Here is a 1,216-nt window from a genome sequence, read left to right as displayed (position 1 = left end):
TTTGAACGCAGTAAGCCCCACGTCAACGTGGGCACCATTGGTCACGTGGACCACGGTAAAACCACCCTGACAGCGGCGCTGACCCGCGTGTGCTTTGAAGCCTGGGGTAGTGGTTCGGCGATGGCCTTTGATGGCATTGACAATGCCCCGGAAGAGCGCGAGCGTGGTATTACCATTGCGACCTCTCACGTAGAGTACGATTCACCGACGCGTCACTACGCGCACGTTGACTGCCCTGGGCACGCCGACTATGTGAAAAACATGATTACCGGTGCCGCTCAGATGGACGGTGCGATTCTGGTGTGTGGTGCGACCGATGGTCCGATGCCACAAACCCGTGAGCACATCCTGCTGTCCCGTCAGGTGGGTGTACCGTTCATCGTTGTCTTCCTGAACAAAGCGGACCTTCTGGCAGAAGATTGCGGCGGTGTTGGTACTGACGAGTACAACGAAATGCTGGAGCTGGTTGAGATGGAGCTGCGTGAGCTGCTGTCCGACTACGACTTCCCGGGCGACGACACCCCGATCATTGCCGGTTCAGCGCTGATGGCGTTGAACGGTGAAGACGACAACGAGCTGGGCACCAGTGCCGTTAAGAAGCTGGTAGAGACCCTGGATGAATACATTCCTGAGCCGGAGCGTGCCATTGACCAGCCGTTCCTGATGCCGGTGGAAGACGTGTTCTCCATCTCTGGTCGCGGTACCGTTGTAACCGGTCGTGTTGAGCGCGGCATCGTCAAAGTGGGTGAAGAACTTGAGATCGTTGGTCTGAAAGACACCACCAAGACCGTTTGTACCGGTGTTGAAATGTTCCGCAAAATGCTGGACGAAGGCCGTGCGGGCGAGAACGTGGGTGTTCTGCTGCGTGGTACCAAGCGTGACGAAGTCGAGCGTGGCCAGGTGCTGTCCAAGCCCGGTTCGGTGACGCCGCACGCCAAGTTTGAAGGTGAAGTGTACGTGCTGTCCAAAGAAGAAGGTGGTCGTCATACCCCGTTCTTCAAAGGCTATCGTCCGCAGTTCTACTTCCGTACCACTGACGTGACCGGTGCTTGTGAGCTGCCTGAAGGCGTTGAGATGGTTATGCCGGGCGACAACGTGAAGATGAGCGTGACTCTGATTCACCCGGTAGCGATGGAAGAAGGTCTGCGCTTCGCGGTTCGTGAAGGCGGTCGTACGGTAGGCGCTGGCGTGGTCTCCAAGATCATCGAGTAAGTCT

General features: G+C 57.3%; 1 protein-coding gene. It reads left to right on the top strand.

The window, feature by feature from the left end; genetic code table 11:
- A partial coding sequence (gene tuf, locus ACQCLF_RS16000; protein ID WP_426989087.1) for an elongation factor Tu occupies positions 1-1,212 on the top strand: 1,212 nt, incomplete at its 5' end.
- Positions 1,213-1,216 lie beyond the last annotated feature (4 nt).

The sequence above is a fragment of the Marinimicrobium sp. ARAG 43.8 genome, assembly GCF_050113635.1.
Taxonomy (GTDB): domain Bacteria; phylum Pseudomonadota; class Gammaproteobacteria; order Pseudomonadales; family Cellvibrionaceae; genus Marinimicrobium.
The sequence above is the reverse complement of the archived record's forward strand: the minus strand, read 5'-3'. Positions and strand labels throughout refer to the sequence as shown.